The organism is Flavobacterium rhamnosi, from assembly GCF_048286515.1.
In the GTDB taxonomy this organism is placed as follows: Bacteria; Bacteroidota; Bacteroidia; order Flavobacteriales; family Flavobacteriaceae; genus Flavobacterium.
In genome coordinates this window covers 21,965-47,676 of the sequence record NZ_JBLVPS010000005.1, presented here as the reverse complement: position 1 = coordinate 47,676, position 25,712 = coordinate 21,965, and the positions used below count along the sequence as shown (strand labels likewise).

General features: G+C 35.1%; 16 protein-coding genes. 11 read left to right on the top strand and 5 right to left on the bottom strand.

Annotated elements, in window-relative coordinates:
- Positions 1-64: 64 nt before the first annotated feature.
- Entirely contained in the window at positions 65-2,530 is a 2,466-nt protein-coding gene (locus ACNQGN_RS05705; protein ID WP_417986883.1) for a TonB-dependent receptor, read from the top strand.
- A gap of 156 nt (positions 2,531-2,686) precedes the next feature.
- On the opposite strand, the gene ACNQGN_RS05700 is transcribed toward ACNQGN_RS05705, so the two are convergent.
- Positions 2,687-2,857: a hypothetical protein gene (locus ACNQGN_RS05700; RefSeq protein WP_143386564.1), complete on the bottom strand. Its 171-nt coding sequence runs from the start codon at positions 2,855-2,857 to the stop codon at positions 2,687-2,689.
- Between the two features lie 294 nt (positions 2,858-3,151).
- On the opposite strand from ACNQGN_RS05700, the gene fumC reads away from it, so the two are divergent.
- The gene (fumC, locus tag ACNQGN_RS05695; RefSeq protein ID WP_417986882.1) at positions 3,152-4,549 is read left to right on the top strand and encodes a class II fumarate hydratase; all 1,398 of its coding nucleotides are present in this window, start codon (positions 3,152-3,154) and stop codon (positions 4,547-4,549) included.
- 100 nt (positions 4,550-4,649) lie between these two features.
- On the opposite strand, the gene ACNQGN_RS05690 is transcribed toward fumC, so the two are convergent.
- Both ACNQGN_RS05690 and dnaK read right to left on the bottom strand, forming a co-directional pair.
- Entirely contained in the window at positions 4,650-5,651 is a 1,002-nt protein-coding gene (locus ACNQGN_RS05690) for an LLM class flavin-dependent oxidoreductase (protein ID WP_417986881.1), read from the bottom strand.
- A 225-nt stretch (positions 5,652-5,876) separates the two neighbouring features.
- A complete protein-coding gene (gene dnaK, locus ACNQGN_RS05685; protein WP_417986880.1) occupies positions 5,877-7,763 on the bottom strand; it encodes a molecular chaperone DnaK in 1,887 nt (628 codons plus the stop codon).
- 527 nt (positions 7,764-8,290) lie between these two features.
- On the opposite strand from dnaK, the gene ACNQGN_RS05680 reads away from it, so the two are divergent.
- The 3 genes from ACNQGN_RS05680 (at position 8,291) to ACNQGN_RS05670 (ending at position 11,834) form a co-directional block, all read left to right on the top strand.
- On the top strand, positions 8,291-9,763 hold the full coding sequence (locus tag ACNQGN_RS05680; protein WP_417986879.1) for a serine hydrolase: 1,473 nt from the start codon (positions 8,291-8,293) through the stop codon (positions 9,761-9,763).
- Between the two features lie 341 nt (positions 9,764-10,104).
- Entirely contained in the window at positions 10,105-11,166 is a 1,062-nt protein-coding gene (locus ACNQGN_RS05675) for an MBL fold metallo-hydrolase (protein ID WP_417986878.1), read from the top strand.
- Positions 11,167-11,273: 107 nt separating this feature from the next.
- Positions 11,274-11,834, top strand: coding sequence for a TetR/AcrR family transcriptional regulator (locus ACNQGN_RS05670; protein WP_417986877.1), 561 nt, complete (start codon positions 11,274-11,276; stop codon positions 11,832-11,834).
- A 261-nt stretch (positions 11,835-12,095) separates the two neighbouring features.
- On the opposite strand, the gene ACNQGN_RS05665 is transcribed toward ACNQGN_RS05670, so the two are convergent.
- Positions 12,096-12,476 (bottom strand): hypothetical protein, encoded by a 381-nt coding sequence (locus ACNQGN_RS05665; RefSeq protein ID WP_417986876.1) that lies wholly within the window; start codon positions 12,474-12,476, stop codon positions 12,096-12,098.
- 495 nt (positions 12,477-12,971) lie between these two features.
- Between ACNQGN_RS05665 and ACNQGN_RS05660 the strand changes: the two genes are divergently transcribed.
- Positions 12,972-13,457, top strand: coding sequence for a DinB family protein (locus ACNQGN_RS05660; RefSeq protein ID WP_417986875.1), 486 nt, complete (start codon positions 12,972-12,974; stop codon positions 13,455-13,457).
- A 429-nt stretch (positions 13,458-13,886) separates the two neighbouring features.
- Complete coding sequence (locus ACNQGN_RS05655) at positions 13,887-14,441, top strand: OB-fold nucleic acid binding domain-containing protein (protein WP_417986874.1); 555 nt, start codon at positions 13,887-13,889, stop codon at positions 14,439-14,441.
- 24 nt (positions 14,442-14,465) lie between these two features.
- Here the strand turns inward: ACNQGN_RS05655 and ACNQGN_RS05650 are convergent, their stop codons facing one another.
- Complete coding sequence (locus ACNQGN_RS05650) at positions 14,466-15,308, bottom strand: transglutaminase-like domain-containing protein (RefSeq protein ID WP_417986873.1); 843 nt, start codon at positions 15,306-15,308, stop codon at positions 14,466-14,468.
- A gap of 185 nt (positions 15,309-15,493) precedes the next feature.
- Here ACNQGN_RS05650 and ACNQGN_RS05645 point away from each other — a divergent pair, with 185 nt between their 5' ends.
- The 4 genes from ACNQGN_RS05645 (at position 15,494) to tamL (ending at position 25,595) form a co-directional block, all read left to right on the top strand.
- Entirely contained in the window at positions 15,494-16,294 is an 801-nt protein-coding gene (locus ACNQGN_RS05645) for an NIPSNAP family protein (RefSeq protein WP_417986872.1), read from the top strand.
- A gap of 163 nt (positions 16,295-16,457) precedes the next feature.
- A complete protein-coding gene (locus ACNQGN_RS05640; RefSeq protein ID WP_417986871.1) occupies positions 16,458-18,140 on the top strand; it encodes a Na/Pi cotransporter family protein in 1,683 nt (560 codons plus the stop codon).
- A 167-nt stretch (positions 18,141-18,307) separates the two neighbouring features.
- Positions 18,308-23,311 (top strand): translocation/assembly module TamB domain-containing protein, encoded by a 5,004-nt coding sequence (locus ACNQGN_RS05635; protein ID WP_417986870.1) that lies wholly within the window; start codon positions 18,308-18,310, stop codon positions 23,309-23,311.
- Entirely contained in the window at positions 23,304-25,595 is a 2,292-nt protein-coding gene (gene tamL / locus ACNQGN_RS05630; protein WP_417986869.1) for a translocation and assembly module lipoprotein TamL, read from the top strand. The genes ACNQGN_RS05635 and tamL overlap by 8 nt, the downstream gene beginning before the upstream one ends.
- The last annotated feature ends 117 nt before the right edge of the window (positions 25,596-25,712 follow it).

Below are 25,712 nucleotides of genomic sequence, written 5' to 3'. Positions count from 1 at the left end.
ATGATTTACAAATTAAACCAAAACAGTTTTATGCAATCTAAAAAGAAAAACTAAAACTACAAAAATGCCCAAAAAATTAAAACCCCTATTAGCGCTTGTACTTCTTTTTACAAGCCTGATACTTTTTGCCCAGCAACCCAATCCGGTAAAAAAAGTAAAAGTCAGTGGTAAAGTGATTGAAAAAATTAGCAAGCAACCATTAGAATATGCTACAGTTACCCTCATAAATACTCAAAATCCAAAAGCACTTGCCGGTGGAATTACAAATGCAAAAGGAGAATACGACATCGATGTGGTTCCTGGTGTATATGATATAAAAATAGAATTCATCTCTTTCAAATTATCTGAAATCAAGCAAAAAAACATTCAGGGAAATAGTAATTTAGGCACAACTGCTTTAGATGAAGATGCGGCGCAATTGAATGAAGTTGTTATTCGTTCTGAGAAAACTACTGTCGAAATAAAACTAGATAAAAAAATATATAATGTCGGTAGTGATCTAATGGTCAAAGGAGGAACTGTAAGTGATGTTCTTGACAATATCCCTTCGGTATCGGTAGATGTAGAAGGAAATGTAAGTCTTCGCGGAAACGAAAATGTAAAAGTGCTTATTGATGGAAAACCATCAAATGCCATAAATATAGCCGAAGCATTACGCTTAATTCCTGCCGATGCAATCGAAAAAGTAGAAGTTATAACCAATCCTTCCGCGAGATATGACGCTGAAGGCGGGGGTGGTTTATTGAACATCATTTTGAAAAAAGGAAAAAATCTTGGATTAAATGGTACTTTTATTGCCTCTACCGGTTATCCTGAAAATTATGGTCTAAGCGGTACTTTAAATTATAAATCAAAGAATTTTAATCTTTTCACTAATCAGGGTTACAATTACAGAAGCAACCCTGGAAACATGACAACAAATACGGACTATTTAAATCCAGATAATTCGATTCGAAATTACGTAGATGAAAATAGAGAAAACGAGAGACAAAGCAAAGGCTATAATGGGAATTTTGGTATAGAATTGTATTTGGACAAATCTACTTCTTGGACCAACACGCTTAATTACAGAAAAAACAATGGTGACAACACGGATAATGTTTTCCAAAAATATTATAACGCTGATGCGATTTACGACTATACTCGAACGCGTATCAACGAAGAAGACAGTAAAAGTGAAAACGTAGAGTTTGCAACCAATTTCACTAAAAACTTCAAAAAAGACGGTCACAAATTGACTATTGACGGTTCGTTCTCTACCAATGATGATAAAAATAATGCTTTAGTTACTGATACTGCTACCAATACAAGCGCAGTTTTATTTGACAAAACGATAAACAATCAAACTCAAAACAGAAATTTACTCCAGGCAGATTATGTTTTACCATTAGGCAAAGGCAGCCAATTTGAAGCTGGGTATCGTGGTGATTTTTCTAAATTAGTTACGGATTACCAAGTAGAGAGTGATGGAGTTATTAATCCAAACTTCACTAACACATTAGAATACAAAGAAAAAGTGAACGCATTGTATACGCAATATGGTGTAAAAATAAATAAGTTTTCAGCACTTTTTGGAATGCGTTTCGAAGATTCAAATATAGAAATCAACCAATTAGCAACTAACGATTTCAACACCAAAAAATACAATAACTTTTTCCCCAGCGCTTTCTTCACCTACGAGATTGATGATAAAAGCAGTGCTTCGATAAGCTACAGTAGAAGAATTCAAAGACCTAGAGGAAGAATGATAAATCCATTTAGCAATTTATCCAGTAATATCAATATTTTTGTCGGAAATCCTGATTTAGATCCCGCATTCACTAATGCTTTTGATTTAGGATATATCAAACGTTGGGATAAATTGACATTCAACACTTCCTTATATGTGAACAAAACTACCGATGTATTTCAATTTGCAAGAAGAGAATCTGGTGATTTTATAAATGGAATACCAATTATCTTTGCTTCACCAATAAACCTGGCGACAGAATATAGAGCTGGATTTGAATTTACCTTAAATTATTCTCCTTACAAATGGTGGAAATTAAATGGAAACTTCAATTTCTTCAGAAACGAAACACAAGGTGATTTTACTTATATCGATTTTAATGATAATGAAGTTGTTCAGAATTTTGATAATATAGCAACGTCATGGTTTACCCGCATAACATCAAAAGTATCATTACCCTATAAAATTGACTGGCAAACCAATGCAACTTATAATGCACCTCAAAAGAATGCGCAAGGAACTGTTTTAGGAAATTTCAGTGCTAATTTAGCATTCAGTAAAGATGTTATGAAAGATAAAGGAACCCTTTCTTTTAATGTAAGTGACGTATTCAATTCCAGAAAAAGAATTATGGAAACAAATCTTCCCGGTGTACTTAATTCTTACTCTGAAATGCAATGGAGAGAAAGACAGTTTAACTTATCCTTCACGTATCGTTTCAATAAACAGAAAAACGAAAGAGAGAAACAGCCTAAGCGAAATCAAAATGAAAATGGCGATGGTGGCGAATTTCAAGGATAAAAAAATATGGACTCGTGAAAACGAGTCCTTATTTTTTTTACCAATAAACGGATCGTAATTAGTACCCGCTCCTTTATTAAAACAGCTATTGAGGTAACTTTTTGGCACAAAAAAAGGACTCGTGAAAACGGGTCCTTATTTTATGAAACAATTAGTTTAAACTGATTGTTCTTGCTTCTTTTTTGCTCTTTTCTCTTTGTACGCCTCCCAAGTTGCTCCGCCTACCCAATAGGATACGAAACCAACAAGAAAAAACATCAACCAGAATCCTATAGTTAGAACGGTTAAGAAAAGTAAAAAGCCTAAGTACTGTGAAAATTCAAACATGTTTTCCGGAATTTTTGAATGTAGCCACAAATGTAAGTTTAATTCCTTTTCTTACCAATAAAAATTTACAAAAACTGCCTGTCAATTTTTATAAAAAGGGAATTATCCGTATTTTTGGGCTCAGAATTTGGGAGCAGATCCTGCTATTCCTTATAATCTTTTATGCCGACCACCAACACAAAGCGATTTTCACTTCAAATGAAGTTCAGAGAACTCCATTAAAAATAGAAATCAAGTGAAGTAATCGGTGCTAAACAATTATTAAACTACTTAATACTTATAAATAACAACACAATGAAATTTAGAATCGAAAAAGACACCATGGGTGAAGTGCAGGTTCCTGCAGACAAATATTGGGGCGCTCAAACAGAACGTTCCCGAAACAATTTCAAGATAGGTCCATCGGCTTCCATGCCAAAAGAAATCATTGAAGGGTTTGCTTATCTAAAAAAAGCAGCTGCTTATGCTAATTGCGATTTAGGAGTCTTACCGATCGAAAAACGAGATGCAATTGCAGCGGTTTGTGACGAAATCCTAGCCGGAAAATTAGATGACGAATTTCCATTGGTGATTTGGCAAACAGGTTCAGGTACACAAAGTAACATGAACGTAAACGAAGTGGTTGCCAATCGTGCACAAGTTCTAAAAGGATTCAATATTGGTGAGGGGGAACAATTCATCAAAGCCAATGATGATGTAAACAAATCACAATCTTCTAACGATACGTTCCCAACAGGAATGCATATCGCAGCTTACAAAGCCGTAGTAGAAGTTACTATTCCCGGAGTTGAAAAACTAAGAGATACACTTCATGCCAAAGCAATTGAATTCAACAATGTCGTTAAAATTGGCCGTACGCATTTAATGGATGCTACGCCATTAACATTAGGACAAGAAATTTCAGGATACGTAGCGCAATTGAACTATGGTTTAAAAGCGGTTAAAAACACTTTAGCACACTTATCAGAAGTGGCTTTAGGAGGAACAGCAGTTGGAACCGGATTAAATACTCCAGAAGGATATGATGTAAAAGTAGCTGCATACATTGCAGAATTTACAGGACATCCATTCGTAACTGCAGAAAACAAATTTGAAGCTTTAGCAGCCCATGATGCAATCGTAGAATCGCATGGTGCTTTAAAACAACTAGCCGTTTCATTAAACAAAATTGCTAATGATGTTCGTATGTTAGCTTCCGGACCACGTTCAGGAATTGGAGAAATCCTTATTCCTGAGAACGAACCAGGTTCTTCCATCATGCCAGGAAAAGTAAACCCAACACAATGTGAAGCATTAACTATGGTTTGTGCTCAGGTTATGGGGAATGATGTTGCTATTTCTGTTGGAGGAATGCAGGGTCATTATGAACTGAACGTTTTCAAACCATTGATGGCAGCCAACTTCTTGCAATCAGCAAGATTGCTAGGTGACGCTTGTATGTCTTTTGACGAACATTGCGCACAAGGTATTGAGCCAAACTACAAACGCATCAAAGAATTAGTTGATAATTCATTGATGTTAGTGACTGCTTTAAATACTAAAATTGGCTATTACAAATCAGCTGAAATTGCTCAGACAGCACATAAAAACGGAACCACTCTAAAAGATGAAGCGGTTGGTTTGGGTTATGTAACTTCTGAAGATTTTGATGCTTGGGTTAAACCGGAAGATATGGTTGGAAGCTTGAAATAATCCTAAAAATTTTAGTAGCGATGCACAATACTGTATCTTACTTATATAAAAACCTGCAATTAACGTTGCAGGTTTTCTTATGTTAAAAAACGATTTACTCCTATTTCATGGTACCGATAACTTCTTTCATTAGCCGCATACTTTTCAATTTATCTTCATGATTAAAAATCGGACTGGTTATCATTAGTTCATCAATACGGGTCCGATCAATAAATTGCTTCAATTCAGTTTCCAATTTCTTTTTGCTTCCTACAAACGAACAGGAAGTCATTTGATTCACATGAAAATACTCTTCCTCACTCATTATTCCATCAAGAGACGCAACAGGTGGCTGCAATGGTTTTCTATCATTACGAATCAAATTCAGAAACATTTGGGTCAGACTCGTTGACAGTATTTCTGCTTCTTCATCTGTATCTGAAGCTATCGCATTTACGCACGCCATCGTTTTGGGTTTATCTAAAAATTGGGAAGGCTGAAAATTATCACGATAAAATTCAAAAGCCTGATACATTACTTTGGGTGCAAAATGTCCCGCAAACGCATATGGCAATCCATTAGCAGCCGCCAAAGCCGCACTGTCCATACTCGAACCTAAAATCCAAATGGGAACATTAGTGCCTTCTGCAGGAAAGGCTCGCACTTTTGCGGTAGCATTGTCCTTAGAAAAATACGTCTGAAGCGCGGCCACATTCTGAGGAAACCGTTGCGATTGCTCAAAGAAATCGCTCCGAATGGCTTGCGCTGTTAACGAGTCGGTTCCTGGCGCTCTTCCCAAGCCCAAATCAATCCGATTCGGGTATAGTATTTCCAATGTACCAAACTGTTCCGCAATAATTAGCGGGGCATGATTAGGCAACATGATTCCGCCTGAACCGACCCTAATATTTTGAGTCTGACTGGCTATATAACCGATCAGAACAACTGTTGCTGAGCTTGCTACATGAGCCATATTATGATGTTCGGCCAGCCAAAATCGGCTATAACCTAAAGCGTCAGCAAGTTTTGCTAACGCTGTTGTTTTTTGCAATGTTTCGCTTGCATTGCTATCTTGGGTAACTATTGCTAATTCTAATATAGAAATTGGAATATTCTTTGCCATTATAAATTTCAGATTTTAAGCAAAATTAATCATTTACACCAGAGGCATAAATTCTTCGGTGTTAATTGAATTATAATATTTCATACCAAAAACAACTGACACCTCTTTCTTATGTTTCCTATTTCAGGATCTGGGTTAATTCCATAAAAAAAACCGTTCATCAAAGATGAACAGTTTTTTTATATAATGTGAAGACGTGATAAATCTAGTCTCTACAAGAATTTATTATTTTACTTCTTCGAATTCAACGTCTTCAACATTGTCTCCTTGAGCAGCATCCCCTTGTGGTTGTGCTTCACCTTGACCTTGTTCACCTTGAGCATACATCGCTTCAGTAGCTTTTTTCCAAGCTGCATTGATGTTGTCAAGAGCAGTTTGAATTGCAGGAATGTCTTGAGATTGGTGTGCCATTCTCAATTCAGTTAATGCATATTCTACAGCAACTTTGTTTTCATCAGATAATTTAGAACCTAATTCTTTCAATTGAGTTTCAGTTTGGAAGATCATTCCGTCTGCTTCGTTCAATTTTTCAGCTCTTTCTCTTGCAATTTTGTCAGCATCAGCATTAGCTTCTGCATCTTTTTTCATTCTTTCGATTTCTTCAGCAGTTAATCCAGAAGAAGCTTCGATACGAATATCATGAGATTTACCAGTTCCTTTGTCAGTTGCAGAAACTTTGATGATACCATTAGCATCAATATCAAAAGTTACTTCAATTTGTGGAACACCTCTTGGTGCTGGTGGAATACCATCTAAATGGAAACGACCGATAGTTTTGTTATCAGCAGCCATTGCTCTAGCTCCTTGTAAAACGTGGATTTCAACTGTTGGTTGAGAATCTGCAGCTGTAGAGAAAACTTGAGATTTTTTAGTTGGGATCGTTGTATTAGACTCAATAAGAGTTGTCATAACACCACCCATAGTTTCGATACCTAAAGATAAAGGTGTAACGTCAAGTAACAATACATCTTTTACATCTCCAGAAAGAACTCCACCTTGAATAGCTGCTCCAATAGCAACAACTTCATCAGGGTTAACTCCTTTAGATGCTTTTTTACCAAAGAATTTTTCAACTTCTTCAGCAATTCTTGGCATACGTGTAGAACCACCTACAAGAATAACTTCGTCAATATCAGAAACAGATAAACCTGCATCTTTCAACGCTTTAGCAACTGGTGCCATAGAACGTTTTACTAATGAGTCAGTTAATTTTTCAAATTGTGCTCTCGTTAATTTCTTAACTAAGTGTTTTGGTCCTGAAGCTGTAGCAGTTACGTATGGTAAGTTAATTTCAGTTTCAGTAGAAGAAGACAATTCAATTTTTGCTTTCTCAGCAGCTTCTTTCAAACGTTGCAAAGACATTGGATCTAAACGTAAATCAATACCTTCTTCAGTTAAAAATTCAGCAGCTAACCAGTCAATAATTTCGTGATCAAAATCATCTCCACCTAAGTGAGTATCTCCGTTTGTAGATAATACTTCAAAAACTCCGTCTCCTAATTCAAGAACAGAGATATCAAATGTACCTCCACCTAAATCGTAAACAGCAATTTTTTGATCTTTACCTTTTTTATCAAGACCGTAAGCAAGCGCAGCTGCTGTAGGTTCGTTGATAATACGCATTACTTTAAGACCTGCAATTTCACCAGCTTCTTTTGTAGCTTGACGTTGTGCATCATTAAAGTAAGCAGGAACAGTAATAACTGCTTCAGTAACAGTTTGACCTAAATAGTCTTCAGCTGTTTTTTTCATTTTTTGAAGCGTCATAGCTGACAATTCTTGTGCAGAGTATAAACGTCCATCAATATCAACACGTGGTGTATTGTTGTCCCCTTTTACTACTTTGTAAGAAACTCTTTTTGCTTCAGCTGTAATTTCAGCAAAAGAATGACCCATAAAACGTTTGATAGAAGCAATAGTCTTAGTTGGATTAGTTACCGCTTGTCTCTTAGCAGGATCTCCTACTTTAATTTCTCCACCTTCTACAAATGCAATGATAGATGGCGTTGTTCTTTTTCCTTCAGCATTAGGGATAACTACTGCTTCATTACCTTCCATTACAGAAACACAAGAGTTTGTTGTACCTAAATCAATTCCGATTATTTTACCCATTTTTACTATATTTAATTTTATTATATACTCATTTTAAATAGCTCGAAGTCGATAAGTCAATCTTTGTGCCAATGCAACACACCTCCATAAATTGTCAGTTTATGTTAAAATTGGCGTAAAAAAATCTGACAAGATGACATTTTAGAACCTTTGTCATTATAACCCAAGTTGTCCATAATCCCCAAAAGTCTAGCCGAAGTTTCAAAAGATTTCCTGCTATTCATTCTATTTTTTCTTAAAAAAAAGAAAATGATGCCGCTGCTACTGAGACTCAGAAAATCGGCCCCAGCTTCTATTCATCTCTCTACTATTGCTTTAAAAATTTTTATAAAAAAATTACGTAATAAATCACTTATATTAGCACAAGGAAAGAAAAAATGGATAGCTGCGTAAATTAAAAACAAATTAGGCTTGATGTACTTAACGGAGTTGGGTACATTAAACTCTAAACAAAGAAAACTAATTAAATCGTCTGAACCCGAATAGTAACTAGATCTAGATAACAATCCCTTAAACTAACAACCATTATGAAACAACCTTCCAATCATTTTAGAATAAAGACAATCCTAATTGCTTTATTCATTCAAGTAACTGCAGTATCGGTTTGTATTGGACAAACCAAAACAGATCAAATCGATAAGCTGATGAATCTATATTCGGAGTACGGCCAATTTAATGGCTCAGTACTTGTCGCTGATGCTGGTACAGTTATTTATAAAAAGGGATTTGGAATGGCAAATATGGAATGGAATATTCCCAATCAGTCAGACACAAAACACAGATTGGGTTCCGTTACCAAACAGTTTACCGCTGTGTTGATTGTTCAATTAGCTGAGCAGGGAAAATTAACATTAGATGCCCCAATCGCAACGTATCTTCCTAACTATCCAAAAGCATCGGGTGATAAAATTACTATCCACCACTTACTTACCCATGCATCAGGAATTCCAAATTATACTTCATTTGCGAATTTCGAGAAAGATTTAAGCATCAACACGTATAGCCCGGAGGCATTTTTAAAAGTGTTTGCGGACTCGCCTCTGGAATTTACGCCAGGTGAAAAATTTGCTTACAGTAATTCCGGTTATTTTTTATTGGGTTACATCCTGGAAAAAGTCTCTGGCAAAAGCTATGAGCAGTGCCTGCACGACAATATTCTTACACCGCTCAAAATGAGTAATACAGGATACGATCATCATGAAACTATTCTTAAAAATAGAGCCACAGGCTATGAGAAAAACGGTAAAAACTATAAAAATGCTGCTTATTTGGACCTGTCTATCCCCTACGCTGCCGGTTCTTTATATTCTACTGTAGACGATTTGTATTTATGGGACCAAGCGCTTTATACAGAACAATTGCTTTCTAAAAAATACAAAGATTTATTATTTAATTCTTATATCCCTGCAGGACCGGGACATTATGGTTACGGATGGTTTATCAATAAAGCCTTTACTGGAGAAAAGAAAGAAAGCTTGACTATTATTGAACATGGTGGTGGAATAAATGGATTTAACACTTTGTTTTCTCAAATTCCGTCTGATAAAAAACTAGTTGTATTATTAAACAATACAGGTAGTACGAACTTAAATGAGATGAATAAAGCCATTAGAAATATCCTATACAACAAACCATACAGTTTGCCTAAAAAATCGCTTGCTACCGCTTTAGTAGATATTATTATGGAAAAAGGAATCGCCTCTGGTCTGGAATATTTTAAAGAAAATAAAAATTCAACTGTCTACGCTATCAATGAAAATGAAATGAACAATGCAGGATATCAATTATTAAACACCGGAAAAGAAAAAGAAGCAATAGAAGTTTTTAAACTAAATGTTGAAGCATTTCCGCAATCAGGAAATACATACGACAGTTTGGGAGAAGCGTATCTGAAAAACGGAGATAAAAACCTTGCTATTACAAATTACAAAAAATCCGTGGAGCTTGATCCAAAAAATGAAAATGGAAAAAAAATATTAAAAGAGATTTCAAAATCCTAAATAATTGACAATTATTTAAAATTTAATCCGCACGGATGTGCTCATTTCGATAGCACAAACGCGCGGATTTTTAATCCATACTATTTTTTTGTTAAATGCGATGAACCACCGCGCCAAAAACGGCAACCGTCATTTAACAACACACTCTCTGATTGTAAGACAATTAACACTTAAAAAACAAATCACAGTGGAGGCATTTGTGTTTTGCATCCAAAATGAAGGGTGATGAAATAACTTTTTGATTTATTTTGTCAGTTTAATAAATAGATTTACATTTGCTGACTGATTAGTCAGTAACAAAACCGATATTCATTTCAATTTCTTTAATTCTCTTATTCGTAATGAGTGTATTTAAATATTTAAAACAGGCCAAATTTGGTAAATTGCCCACAGGGAAAAGATTGGAGCGAATTAAACAATCTCCGAATTACAAAAATGGCTCTTTTCAAAACCAAAGCATTACTCCTGACCTTACAGAAGGTGCAAACTATTATACCGTTGGTAAAGAGTTCTTTTTCGGACAAAACAAGAATGTTTCACCAGTCGCTGAAATTCCATCCACAAAGACAGACCTTCTCAATTTAGACCTAAAGGAAAATATTTTAGTTTGGTTCGGACATTCCTCCTACTATATTCAAATTGACGGAAAACGTATTTTAGTAGATCCTGTTTTAAGTGGCGTTGCTTCTCCGTTTTCATTTTCAACAAAAGCATTCAGGGGAACCGACCGTTACACAACTAACGATATTCCTCAAATTGATTACCTTTTTATTTCTCACGACCATTGGGATCATTTGGATTATCAAACAATTTTGCAATTAAAACCCAAAATCAAAAAAGTTATCTGCGGACTTGGCACCGGTGAACATTTTGAATATTGGGGTTTTGAACCCAACAAAATAATTGAAAAAGACTGGAATGAAAAAATAGTTTTAGACGAAGGCTTTACCGCACATACGGTTCCTGCCAGACATTTTTCAGGTCGCGGACTAACCCGAAATAAGGCACTTTGGACATCCTATGTTTTACAAACGCCAACGATGCAAATTTTCCTCGGCGGGGACAGTGGTTACGACCAACACTTTGCTGAAATCGGGAAGACTTTTGGAGCTTTTGATCTAGTTATTTTAGAAAACGGTCAATATGACAAGAGCTGGAAATACATTCATTTGATGCCAGATGAAATTTTGCAGGCAGCAAAAGACTTAAACGCCAAACGAATTTTTCCCGTCCACAGTTCAAAATTTGCGCTCGGCAATCACCCTTGGTATGAACCTCTGGAATTGATAATAGAAAATAACAAAAAAGAAAACCTAAACATCATTACACCGATGATTGGTGAACAAGTTAATTTAAAAGATACAACACAACAGTTTTCCCAATGGTGGAAAGGTTTACAATAGTCACAATCAAGCACTGCTGAACAAAGCAATGACTGCATGAGAATTACAATAATCGAACCTGAAGTCCGTTTAGTGGTTTAAGCTTAAAAAAAAACATAATCTTACTAATGGATAAGAGAGAAAAATTATTAGCTGCGGCACTCCAGCTATTTGTTGAGTCTGGCTTCCACGATACGCCAACAAGTAAAATTGCACGAGAAGCAGGCATTGCCAGCGGTACCTTATTTTACTTCTTTCCTACAAAAGACGAATTGGTCAAGGCTTTATATATTACTATTAAAAGCCGGCTGAATGAACACATTTCAGAAACAATTAAAGACGAACAATTATTGAAAGGAATTCTGAAAGGCTATTATTCTGCTACACTGCACTGGGCATTAAAATACAAGACAGAGTTCCGTTTCATTGAACAATTCAACTCTTCACCTTACTTAAAACAAATTGCCGAAGAAGAAATTCAGAAACACATTAAACCAATTATGGGCCTTTTGAAAAAAGGAATAAAAGACAAAATCATAAAGCCCACAGATGTTAACCTAGTTTTCACACTTATCAGTGGGCATACCTTCAGTATCAATCAATATTTAGTTGCAAAACAATTTTCAAAATCCAAACAAGATAAGGTTATCAATGACACTTATGAGTTGCTTTGGGATATGATCACCTAAAGAAAAACCAGATTTGATTCGAGAAAACTGAAAGTGCTCAAACCCTAAAAACACACCTAAACAAATGGATTTAAAACAACATTATACTGTGCTCTACAACGAATCTATTAAAAAAATTGTTACGGGATTTTATCAAATTGACAATCACATCGCTTCTTTTTGAGACAATCAACGAGAGCAATTTTTAAAAGAGTTACACAAAGTCAAGTTAAAAAACAGCAGCAAACAAAATTTGTTTAAAGCTGTTTTTTTTTAGACAATTTAATTTACGCCCTTAGTGGATTTTCCTACCGTTAAATAAATGTGATTATTGGGATACAGAAATTCAATCTTTGTGTTCTGTTTATTTATTCTCATCTCTACTTCTTCTTTTTCATTTTCCAGAGAATAAACCGTATAGTTAGGATCGGAAGAAAAAACTGCTGATTTAATAATTTTATATTTCAATTTCATTTCGGTAAGAAAGAATACTACGTTGCTCTTTTTAGCATCTAAGAACACGAAAGAATACTCGTTTCCTGTAGTGTCACATTCTCCCTTTCTAAAAGGCTGTTCGTCTATGCAATACCGCTGGACATTAAAAACCTGTTCCTGAGCATACATACCACCAGTTAGCAATAGCATTACGATTAATTTTTTCATAGGCATGAGTTGTTTTCTATTATCCGGAATTGAACAATCTCTTTTCTCAATGCAAAAGACAGGCCACATTAATTCTTTTGATTAAATAATCCAAAAACTCCCAAATTACTTTATTTAATTATTAAAAATAAACCTCCAAAAAGCAACGTTTACTCTTAGCTCATTCCGTTTTTATCTGATCCATATGCTTTACGTCAATTTTGATTCTGAAAATGCACCAGAAACAGCCTTAAAGCAAAATAACTTCATTTTACCTAAAAGTGAAGATTTCATAGCTCTGTAAAAAAACTAAGACTAAATCACATATATTTACGGATAGAGTGTAATTTGTATCCTTTAGTAAGGCTTTTTCTTTTCCATTTTTAACGAGATATAAAGAGAAAAATAGTAATTAAAACCATACATTTACTTAAAATTCAAGTAGTTACATTTTGTGTGATTTTTAGATAACCCAATCAATGAATCCTAATTAGACAAATTATATTTTAAATAAAGATGGAAAAAATGTATAGACAAGGGGGCGTTGGAGCATTGCTTGACGTATATGAACAGGCAATCTCGGATTTCAAAAAAGTCATCGAAGATATTCCTGACGCTATTTTGACCAATATCATAGACCAGGAAACAACAGATGAGAATTGTAAATCAATCCAGGCCATTTTATCGCACGTGATAAGTTCCGGTTACAGTTATGTGATCTACATCCATAACCTGAAGGGACATGAGATGCAACGACCTGATAAAGCTTTTCATTTAAGTATCAAGGACTATTTAGAAGACTTGAACAAGTTGATTGTATATACCGAAAATGTTTTTAACGAAATTGAAGATGCTGAACTGGAACAATTTGACCAATCAAAAAAAATAATAACTTCTTGGGAACAACTTTATGATATCGAACAATTAATGGAGCATGCAATCGTCCATATTTTACGGCATCAGAGACAAATTGAGAAATTTAAACGTAACTTATTACCCTAAAACTGTTACTAGATATCATCCAAAAGGAAGCTACTTTTTCTTATCCCCATCTCCTTTGATTTTCCGATGGAGAAATCAGCGTTGAACTAATCATTCTTGAAACAAAGTAGTATTTCCATTTTAAATTAAAAATTATTCGGGTTTGTTGCAACAGGCCTGAAAAATACACAAGCACATTGACGATACATTAATTGAAAAATCCAAATAAATCTATACTACTTCTTTGCCTGCTGGGAAACTATCCTACCAACCTGATTTTGAAGACCCACAGTCTTTTAGCAAATTATTCAAAAGTAAAACCAGTGTTCCGGCTTTCGAATTTACAAGTTCGTTTCGCTTAAACATAAAAATGCAGTATCAATACCGCATTACATTTGTAAAAATAATGATACATTTATCGATTATTACACCATAAGAAAACAAATAAACATGAAATTATTTCCACTAAAGAAAAGTATTTTAAGCCTAATGATTATTAGCTTTGCTTCGTGTTCATCAGTAAAAACAGCTACCGTTAGTGGTAAAGTTTCTGCAATTCAGAAAGGGAAAGACGGTTATACCGCGACAATTGAAAATTCAAAAGGCCAGATATATTACGGAACAATTAGTATTCCTAACCTGGGAAATCCCGAATTATTCAAACAAGCTGAAATTGGAGATGCTATAATTGTAAAAGGAGAGGTTTGGAAAATGGGAAAAGAAAAGCAAATTACTGTTAGAGAAATAATAGAACTGAATAAAAAGAACGATGCCGGAACTAAAATTACCGGAATTGTAGAAACTATCGAAAAAGGAAAAGATGGCTATACTGCCAAAATAAAAACAGCGGAAGGAACAACCTATTTTGCGACAATCAGCATTCCAAATCTTGGAAGTGCAGAAAAATATCGTCAATTTAAAATCGGGGAGAATGTTTCTTTATCTGGTGAAGTCTGGAAAATGGGAGATGATAACCGAATCACAGTACGAAAGATAATAGACTAAAAGCTTCTAAAAAGCAATAGTAATTCACTCGTAAGAAATCGCTTCAATTTTAATAGCAGTAAAAGGCATAAAATCATCTGCACTGGGATAACATTCGATTTTCATAAAAGTACAATTAACCGCTCCAAAGTAACTGGCTACAGCTACTTCAGAGGCATCTTTCCCATTCGCTATTTTTACTAAACCATTGGAGACAGCTAATTTTGTAGGATCAAAAAATATCCATCGTCCGCCAATGTACGCTTCAAAACAAGCATGAAAATCAGGAGGATTAAGGTTGTAGGCATATCCGGTAAAATAGCGCGCCGGTATATCTAAGGCTCTGCATAACGCAATTCCTAAATGTGCAAAGTCTTTACAAACCCCTACCTTGTGCAATAGCGTATCACAGGCTGAAGTACTCGAATTAGTGGTCCCTGATTTATACTCGACTGTATTGAATATCCATTCATTAATGGCTTTTGCTTTGGCATAATCATTGGGCAAATATCCAAATTCTTTTGTGGCAAATTCTAATAATTTATCCGACTCACAATGTCGGCTAGGAGAAATAAAAGGCAATACTTCGTGGTCCAACTTTATAATGGGTATTGACTTCAAAAGTACTTTTTCATCAATAATTGTATGTTGAACATCGACTTCAGCTTGATATGTTATCGTAAAAAACAAACCCTGCTCCACTTCCATTTTCACAAATCGCGCATGCGAATTTTTCAATGTAAACTCCTCCACCTTAATGGCAGGTGTAACGACAATAGATTCTGAAACAACTATTTGGCCTGATGATTTTGCTGCCTGTATATTAAAAACAAAGGTAGTCGCAGCAATGGTTTGGTAAGACAACGCACTGTATACTTTAAATTTCATCTTGTAAATATACCAATTTGAAATTGGCGCTAAATACGATTGTTTCCTTTATTACTAGCTCCTCTTTACTTTTATTAAATTCTTAAATCAGATAATATCTATTTATGCAATTCAAAAAAAGTGATGCTTTTTTTTATACTTTTATAAACTAAATACGTTTTAACTTCCAACGCCACAACAAAAATATGAAAGCAACAAAACTACTATTTCTAGTACTTATCAGCATAGTCATTACTAGCTTTAAGAGTACGACACCTGATTCTAAAACCCCAGTTCAGTTAAGAGAATTCTACCAACTCAAAACTTATATTTTAAATACGAAAGAGCAAGAACAGGCCACTGATAAATTCTTGAAAGAAGCATATTTGCCAGCATTGAAAAAACTGGGAATTAAAACTATTGGCGTGTTCAAACCAAAACCAACTGCTGCTGACTCGTTAAAAAAGATTATAGTATTAATTCCTTTTTCATCGATGTCAAACTTTCTTGGATTAGAAGAAAAACTAGCAAAAGATAAAGTCTATTTGGCTGCCGGAGCGGATTACTTGAATGCATCCTATAAACAGGCACCTTATCAACGCATCGAATCGGTTTTATTGAAAGCATTTTCAGATCATCCCACGATGACAACTCCTGCATTGACTACTCCAAGAGCAGACCGAGTGTATGAATTAAGAAGTTACGAATCAGCAACCGAAGCGATTTATAGAAATAAAGTGGATATGTTTAATGCCGGTGGAGAAGTAAAACTCTTTGACCGACTTGGATTTAATGCTGTTTTTTATGGCGAAGTAATTTCCGGAGCCAAGATGCCAAACTTGATGTACATGACCACCTTTGCAGATCAGGCAAAACGAGACGAGCACTGGAAAGCCTTTTCAGCTTCACCGGAATGGAAAGGGCTACTGGCTATGGAAAAATATAAAAACAATATTTCCCACATAGACATTACTTTTTTGTATCCGACAGACTATTCCGATTATTAATATTCATAACTCAGCCATTTCATAAACTATGCTACAATTCTAAAAAAGTTGTAGTTTTTTTATTTAAGATTAGGAAACACTTTGTAATTTTATAATAGATGAGTTTGGTTCTTTTATAAAGATTTTACTAATAAATTTAAGTATCTTAGTGTTATTTAAAGCTATGGAAACACTCAATACAATACTAAAACTCGCAGCTGGAGTAGGTTTATTTCTTTTTGCGATGTATCTGGTGGAGGAATCCCTGAAAAATCTCTCTGGAAGAAGTTTCAAACTGTTTCTTCAGCGCATCACAAAAAACAATCTCGGCGCTGTAGCCGGTGGAACAATAGTAACTAGTGTTCTTCAGAGCAGTTCTATGGTTTCGATGATGGTTTTGGCATTTGTGGGTGCTGGTGTTTTTACAATGAAAAATGCCATGGCTATAATTCTGGGTGCGAATCTGGGAACTACGCTGGCAAGCTGGCTAGTGGCCACCCTTGGTTTTAAAACTAATATTGAAGTGATTGCCTATCCGGCAGTTTGTTTAGGTGGTTTTCTTCTAATCCTTCTTGGAAACCGTAAGACAATAAAATACGTCTCTTACTTTCTTTTGGGATTTGGATTAATGTTCATCGGTCTTTCTTTTATGAAAACGGCTATGGAAGCGCAGGTACAGCATTTTGATTTTTCGCCCTATGCAACGATGCCACTCCTGGTTTTTCTTTTTATTGGTTTTTTAATCACATTGATTGTTCAATCGAGTTCCGTTACCATGGCACTTACATTGAGTGCTCTCAATGCTGGAGCGATTGACTTTCCTATGGCAGCTGCAATAGTATTAGGGTCCGAAACCGGTACAATAATTAAAATTATCTTAAGTGCAATTGGTGGCAATGCATCCAAAAAACGAGTTGCATTGGGCAATTTGTTATTCAACATCTTCATCACCGCAATTTCTTTTGCGCTATTAAAGCCAATTCTGTTACTGATAACTGATATTATAAAAATCAAAGATCCGCTTATTGGCCTGGTGACTTTTTCGAGCCTGATCAACCTGCTGGCCATTCTATTATTTCTTCCTGTTTTGGATTTATTCACGAAATTTCTGGAACGTTTTTTCAAAAATACGGATGGCTCGACAGCCGCTTTTATAGGACACGCTTCCATCTCGGAGCCAGAAACGGCTTTGGATTTATTCCGAAGAGAAACGGGCTATTTTATTCACAATTCGATGCTTTTTAATTTGGAATTATTCAAAATCAACATGCTGGAACTTAAGGAACAAATAGAGTACAAAGAAATTAATAAGCATAGGGATTTTGATTCAAAAACTAGTGAAGAAAAATATGAATTCCTAAAACAGCTGCAAGGCGAATTACAGGCTTTTTATTTGAAATTAAGAACAAAATTAGATAGCGAACAAAATTCTGAACTCAACCAATTAATTTCTGCGGGGAGAAGTTCCATGCACGCTGTGAAAAGTGTGAAAGATATCGGAAGTAATATTACGAATCTCAGTCATTCCTCTAAAGACATTAAATATCAATTTTTCCTGCATCACAAAAATGAAACTGAAAATCTCTATCTGAAATTTAATGCGCTACTTAATAAAGAAAAACCAGCCAGCTTTGAAGAACTGGCCTCTTTATTTGATACGATTCAAAAAAATTACACCACAGCCCTCAACGCCTTTTATACTGAAGCACAACTGGCTCCAATTGAAAACATAGACATTACAACTGTTATCAATTTCAATCGAGAACTTTTCACTTCAAATAAAGCGATGCTAATGGGTATTAAAGACATTTTATTAGATGAAAAACAAGCCGAGAATTTTAACGAAATTCCGACCTATAAAACATAAACTGAGCGTATCGCTTTTTATTGTCATCCAAAAATTTTACAATAAATTTTACAAACTTTGTAATAAATTTCTTTTTATATTTTTCACCTTTGCGGATAATTCTGTTTACGATTGCAATTGCTATTCTGGATTAAATTGGTTAATTTTAGACCTAAAAACAAGACCATTTGAAAAAATACTTAAAGAAAAGTTTAAAGATTTTCCTTTGGATAATAGGATCAGTACTCTTGTTGTTCTTACTACTGGTTGTGGCCATTCAAATCCCTTCTGTTCAAAATTACGCTAAAGAAAAAGCGGTATCGTATCTGGAAGGAAAAATTAAAACAAAAATTTCTATTGACCGAATCGAAATCGGACTTCCCAAAAAAGTAATTCTTGAAGGCGTCTATTTTGAAGATCAAAAAAAAGACACCCTTTTTGCTGGTGAGAAATTAGCTGTTGACATTAGCCTTTTGCAACTAATGAACAACAAAATCGAAATTAATTTCTTGGAAATGGAAGGTATTTCAGCTAATTTAAACAGAGATTCCAAAGCCATTTTTAATTTTGAATATATCGTTAAGGCATTTGCTTCACCAGAGAAACAAAAAAGCGATTCACCCCCGATGCAATTTTCCCTAGAAGAAATTAAGCTGAACCGAATACATTTTAAGTATACCGATGCCGTTACAAAAAATGATATAATTGCTACTCTAAATCACTTTGAAACGAGAATTAAAACGTTCGATTTAGACAAAATGAACTTTGAAATTCCAAAAGCTAAAATTAATGGGCTAAAGTTTAAATTAAAACAAGGTTTGGTTCAAATATCTAAAGCAACCAAAGTGGCCGCCGCTAAAAACACTCCCGACTCGATCTTAAAATTAAAATTAGGAGAAATTGATCTGGCAAAAATTGATTTCGATTATCAAAGTGAGGAAACTAAATTATCCACTAAATTCTACTTTAAAAAACTATTAGCTAAAATTGACAAAATTGATCTTTACAATCAATTAGTATTAGTTGAAAGTATTGATTTGGTTGGTGTAGAAGGTGATTTGACTTTTGGCAAACAAGACATAAAAAACATAAAAAAAGAAACTGTTACCGGTGAATCAAACGACTGGGAAGTCAAAGTAAATAAGACGGAATTTAAACGAGTTACCTTTCGATATGACAATGACAATATTGCAACTCAGAAAGGAATCGACTACAACCATTTGAATATTACCAATTTAAATTTGCAGGTTGATTTCTTAAATTACAATACCGAAAACATCTCCGGAGACGTAAATTCGTTAACCTTTAAAGACAAAAGCGGACTAAATGTTCAATCGTTTAACGCTGAATTTTTCTACGGTAAAAAGAATGCCTTTCTTAAAAAATTATATTTAAAAACGCCTCAAACAGAATTGAGGGATGAAATCAGAATTGGGTATCCGTCTATCCAATCACTAGCAAAAAATCCAGGCGAATTAGGGCTTACGGCTTATTTAAAGAAAAGTAAATTAGGCGTTAAGGATATTTTACTTTTTGCGCCTACTTTACTAAACACAAATCCTTTTATGAGCCATCCCAATGCGGTACTGCTCGTAAATGGGATCATTAGAGGAAAATTAAAAAATCTTGAATTTCCAAATATACTCATTAGCGGTATTGGAACTACAAAAGTAGCTGCAAGCGGAAGAATTATTGGTTTGCCTGATGTAAACAAAGCCTACTTCGATCTGAACATTAAGGACTTACAATCTGGCTCGAAGGATTTTAATGGATTCCTACCTCCGGGAACGATTCCTAACTCAATACAGTTGCCATCGAAGTTCAGTGCAGTAGGAACTTTCAAAGGAACTATTGCCAATTTCAACACCAATATGAATTTGATAACTAGTTTTGGAAATGCCAAAATTACAGGCACCTACGACCGCAGAATAAAAAACCAGGAGAAATACAATGCGCAAACGGAGCTGACAAATTTCGATTTAGGGAAATTCATCAAAAATGATTCTATTGGAAAAGTCACTTTAAAAGCAAATATAAAAGGAATTGGTTTCAACCCAAAAACAGCAACAGCTTCTTTGAACGGAACGATACTAAAAGCCTATTATAATAAATATACGTATAAGAATCTGAACGTAAAAGGAACGATTCGCAGTGGAAATTTCAACGCAACTGCTGTTGCAAAAGATCCTAATCTTACTTTTGATATGGTCAGCAGCGGGAGTTTCAGAGATAAATATCCCACCGGTAAGTTAAAACTGAATGTTGACATCGCCGATTTAGAAAAACTGAATCTGCATGCAGGTCCAATGAAAATAAGAGGCGTTGTAGATGCCGATATTCAATCGGCTAATCTAGATTACCTTAACGGAACGGTAAATGCACACAGCATCACTATAGCCAATGCGAATGAACAATTTGTAATTGATTCTATTAATGTCTTTGCTACATCCACTTCTGAAAAAAATACAGTGTTATTGAAATCTCCATTTTTGGATGCCGAAGTAAATGGAAAATACAAATTATCAAAAATAGCGACTGCCTTAAGGAATTCTATTGCTAAATATTACGACGGCAACCCCGGTTCCAGAAAAACAGCTGTTGAAAAACAACATTTTGCTTTTAAAGTTAGTGTAAAAGACAGTCCCATTCTATTGAAACTTATTCCTGACTTAAAAAGCCTTGAACCTATTACTATAGATGGAAGATACAATTCGGTAAACGATTCTATTGTCCTCAGCGGTGCGATTCCAAAATTAACGTATGGCGAAAATACCGTTACAAACGCAACGCTAAAAGTAGATACTCAAGACAAAGCTCTTAGATACACTTTGATTGTAGATGATATCCAAAACAAACAAATTCAGTTGCCTTATACGAACATTTCAGGAAAAGTCGAAAGAAACATCCTGGATTACACAGTGCAGTTAAAAGATATAAAAGACGTAGAAAGGTACCTGATAACCGGTACATTACAAGCAACAAACGGAAATAATGAAATAAGTCTTGATCCAAATAATCTGTTACTCAACTATGAATCCTGGAAGATATCGCAAGACAATTTAATCCGTTTTGGCAAAAAAGGAATCTATGCTGATAATTTCGAATTGAGTAAAGACGGCAGTAGCATCCGGATCCAGTCCCAATCTGATAATGTGAATGCCCCTATCGCAATTGATTTTAAGGATTTTGATATAAAAACCATTACCAGTATGGTTGAAAAAAAGGATTTACAAATGAGTGGTAAAATCAATGGGAACGCATTGGTAAAAAACATTAGTACAACACCACTTTTTGTTTCAGATCTGAATATTGAAAATTTTACTTTCAAAAAAGACACCGTCGGTAACATCACGATAAAAGTAAATAATGCAATTGCAAATCAATATGATGCCGTAGTTGGAATTACAGGCCAGGGAAATCAGGTCAATCTGGACGGATTTTACAAAACAAACGAAGGCAGTTTTGATATGAATCTGGCTATTGAAAAACTGAATTTAAAAAGTATTCAGGGTTTTACATTGGATAACATCAAGGAAAGCACCGGTTATTTGACTGGAAATTTCAAAATAACAGGAAATACAAAACAGCCTAAAGTGATTGGAGAATTGCAATTCAATGATGTTGGTTTCAAAGCCACACAACTCAATTCAAATTTCAAATCAATTAATGATAAAATCGTATTTACAAGCGATGCAATTATTTTTGATAATTTTATTATCAAAGATGAGAAAGACAACGATCTAACTATCAACGGAAAAATCAATAGTGAGAATTTCAGAAATTTTGGTTTTGATTTAGCCTTAGATGCTGACAATTTTAAAGCCATCAATTCTAAAGCTAAAGACAATGCTAAGTACTATGGTGAATTATACTTAGACAATCATTTAAGAATATCAGGTGATTTTGAGAACCCTATTGTGGATGGAAGTATCAAAATAAACAAAGACACTAAATTTACTATTGTCATACCACAATCTGATCCGTCAATTGCCGATAGAGAAGGAATTGTAGAATTCATTGACCAAGACCAGCCGCAATTAAGCGAGACCATCCTCATTGATGAATTGAACAGTGAAATGGAGATAAAAGGAATCAATGCTTCGGTAAACATTGAAATAGATAAAGAGGCCGAATTATCACTGGTCATTGACAAAGCCAATGGAGATTTCCTAAAATTAAAAGGAGAAGCACAATTGAATGGTGGAATTGACCCTTCCGGAAAAACGACACTGACCGGAAGATATGAATTATCTGAAGGTAGTTATGAAATGAATTTCAATGCTATTAAAAGAAAATTCGATATCAAAAAAGGAAGTTATATCCTATGGACCGGAGAACCTACAACAGCAGATATTAATATCACAGCAATCTATAAAACGGAAGCAGCCCCAATTGATTTAGTGAATGACCAGTTAGGGGATGATATTACTGCAACAGTGAGAAATACCTACAAGCAAAAGCTTCCTTTTGAAACCAGATTAAAAATGACTGGTGAATTAATGAAACCTGCCATTTCTTTTGATATTGTTTTACCGGAAGGAAACAATAGTGTTTCGACTGAAATCATTAATACTACGCAAACTAAACTGACCCAATTACGACAACAGCCGGATGAATTGAACAAACAGGTTTTTGCCTTACTCTTACTGAATCGTTTTATCGGAGAGAATCCATTTGCCAGCGAAACCGGCGGAACAAACGTTTCATCAATAGCCAGGGAAAGTGCCAGTAAAATTCTATCGCAACAACTAAATAATCTCGCAGAAGATTTAATCAGTGGCGTAGAACTTAATTTTGATTTGAATACCTCTGACGATTATACTACCGGGCAGCGCGAAAACAGAACCGATTTGAATGTAGGCATCTCCAAAAAATTACTGAACGATCGATTAAAAGTTACCGTCGGAAGTAGTTTTGGGATTGAAGGACCGCAACAAGTCAATCAAAATGCAAATAATATTGCCGGAGATGTTTCTATTGATTACCAGCTTTCAAAAGACGGAAGATATAAAATGCGAGCATACCGACTAAACAAATATCAGGTGGCACTTCAAGGCGAAGTTGTGGAGACCGGAATTGCTTTTATAATCACTTTGGATTACAATAAATTCAAGGAATTATTCCGTAAAAGTGAAGCACAAAAAGCAGCTAAAAAATTAAAAAAGGAATCAAAAAAGAAATCTGATGAATAAGACCCATTTACTATATTTTCTTTTTTTAGCATTGTTTGCCACATCGTGCAGCAATACAAAATATTTACCCGAAGGGGATCTTCTTTACATTGGTGCAAAAGTAAAAGTGGAAGGAAATGATACTTCGAAGAAAGAAAATAAAGCTTTGAAAACGGCTTTAAAAGAAATTATCAGACCAAAACCCAACTCCTCCTTTCTAGGATTACGTCCGAAATTATACATCTACAATTTAGCCGGAACACCCAAAAAAGAAAAAGGATGGCGCCATTGGCTGAAAACCAAAGTGGGAGAACCACCCGTGTTATACAGTCAGGTCGATTTAGAATACAGTAAAAGTGTAGTACAAAATTTCTCCGAAAACAGTGGCTACTTCAATGCGAAAACCACCGCAGATTCAACCAGGAAAGGTAAAAGAGCAACTGCGGAATATAGTGTAAAACCGGGAAGACAATATAAAATCAGAGAAGTGAAATTCCCAACAGATTCCTCTCTAATTTCAAATGCTGTTCGCAATACCAGACGCCGAAGTCTGTTAAAAAAAGATCAGGGATACAGTCTTGATGCTATAAAACTGGAAAGAATTCGAATTGACGCCAGACTAAAAGAAAAAGGTTTCTTTTACTTTAATCCCGATTACCTCAAAGTTCAGGTAGACAGTACCGTTGCCGATCATCAGGTTGATCTCATCGTAAAAGTAAAAGACGAAACACCCAAACTAGCCGAAACGCCATTCAAAATTAATAAAATCATTGTTTATCCAAACTACTCCATTGCCTCTGACAGTTTGAAAATTGATTACAACTCGATCAAAAAATACAACGATTTTACCATTATAGATCCTGAAAACTTATTCAAACCACGCGTTTTTGATCGGGCATTGTATTTCAAAAAAGAAGATTTATACAATCGTACCGATCATAATTTATCATTGAATCGCTTAGTGAATTTGGGTACTTTCAAATTTGTGAAAAATCAGTTTAGAGCTTCTGATACGATTGGAAATTATCTGGATGCCTATTATTACCTTACTCCGTTACCGAAAAAATCAATTCGGATGGAAGTACTGGCAAAAACCAATTCCGCTAATTATACCGGGACAGAACTGAATTTTAACTGGAGTAACCGAAATGCTTTTAGAGGTGCAGAATTGCTTACCATTTCCGCATTTGGTGGTGTGGAAGTCCAAGTTTCCGGTCAAAATAGCGGTTTTAATGTGTATCGCGTTGGTACTGAAGCTAATTTGGTCTGGCCACGATTTGTATCTCCTTTTAAACTAAACCCCGCAAGTGGTTTTGTACCAAAAACAAAAGCTACAATAGGATATGAATTTCAAAACAGGATAAAATTATATTCCTTACAAACATTCAAAGGCTCCTTTGGTTATTTATGGAAAGAAAATGAGCGAAAAGAACACCTCTTTAATGTTACAGAGATCACCTATGCCAGTCCGCAAAATGTAACTCCTTTATACCGGGAACAAATTTTAGCTAATGCCTCTTTGGGGAAAGTAATCGAAAAACAATTAATATTTGGACCATCGTATTCGTACACCTATACCAATACATTACAAAAAAGAAAGAAAAACACATTTTATTACAAAGGCACTATCGATCTGGCAGGAAACATTGCCGGATTAGTGACAGGAGCAAATATCCAAAAAGGGGACACCATTAAATTATTTGATGTTCCATTTAGCCAATTTGTTAAAATAGAAAATGATTTCAGACATTATTTAAAGCTGGGGCCGGACTCCCAACTGGCCAGTAGAATTATTGTCGGGGCGGGGTTCGCTTATGGAAATTCGCGTGAAATGCCGTTTATAAAACAGTTTTTTATTGGAGGAACCAATAGTTTAAGAGCCTTTCGTGCACGTTCGATAGGTCCCGGAACTTTTGATGGTTCTAATACTACCACTGCCTTTCTAGCAGACCAGTCCGGTGATTTAAAACTAGAATTTAATACGGAATACCGCGCTAAAATATACGACTTTATAAAAGGGGCATTATTTGTAGATGGTGGAAACATCTGGTTGCTGAAAGATAATCCCGAAAAGCCGGGCGCTCAAATTTCTAAAAAATTCCTTAGCGAATTAGCCGTTGGAACAGGAGTCGGATTGCGTTTTGATTTCTCTTTTCTTATCCTTAGGACGGACTTCGCCTTCCCTATTCGGAAACCGTATCTGCCCGATGGCGAACGTTGGGTTTTAGATAAAATAAGTTTCGGAAGTGGTACCTGGAGAAAAGAAAATTTAGTTTTCAATTTAGCCATCGGTTATCCTTTTTAATCCGGGAATTAACAAAACGTCTATCCAAAAAGTGGTAATCTGATGCCAATTTACAAGTTCTAGTTTTAATTGTTCAAAATTTTGTACCTAACTAAGAGATTAAAAACATAGGATATA